The organism is Vibrio sp. S12_S33, from assembly GCF_963889785.1.
Taxonomy (GTDB): Bacteria; Pseudomonadota; Gammaproteobacteria; order Enterobacterales; family Vibrionaceae; genus Vibrio; species Vibrio aestuarianus.
In genome coordinates, this window is record NZ_CAWPQZ010000229.1 from 1 (window position 1) to 552 (window position 552).

Annotated in this window: 1 protein-coding gene; it reads left to right on the forward strand. The window is 53.6% G+C overall.

Annotated features, from left to right (window positions below; all coding sequences use genetic code 11):
* Nucleotides 1-552, forward strand: a 552-nt coding sequence (locus tag AACW06_RS19990) for an Ig-like domain-containing protein (protein ID WP_238336775.1), incomplete at both ends; no start/stop codon positions are given.

Consider the following 552-nt stretch of genomic DNA (forward strand, 5'->3'; position numbering starts at 1 on the left):
ACAGTGATGGTTTTGAAACCAATGTCACGCTTCCAACGGGTGTGGAAGAAGGGGATACGGTGACGTTAACCATCACCAACCCAGATGGTAGCACCACGGAGCAAACCTACACCGTGACGGCGGCAGACCTTGCTAATGGCAGCGCGGACATCACCATTCCAAGCTTGACGGACGAGGGTGCTTACAGCGTCACCAGCAGTATCAGTGATGCAGCGGGTAATACCACCGCTGAAAGTGCGCCAGTAACGTTTGATTTAGACACTACTATTCCGGGTGATACGGACGGTGATGGCGTGAGTGACACGGCGCCAACGTTGACCATAGCCGATGCAGCCGATGGCAGCGTGAACGTGGCAGAGAACAATGACGGCGTTGAAACTGTGGTGAGTATTCCAACGGGCGTGGAAGTGGGTGATACGGTGACGTTAACCATCACCAACCCCGATGGCAGCACCACAGAGCAAACCTACACCGTCACCTTGCTAGATACATTAACTGGAACGGCTGCCATTACCATTCCAAGTCTGACTGACGAAGGTATGTACAGCGTCA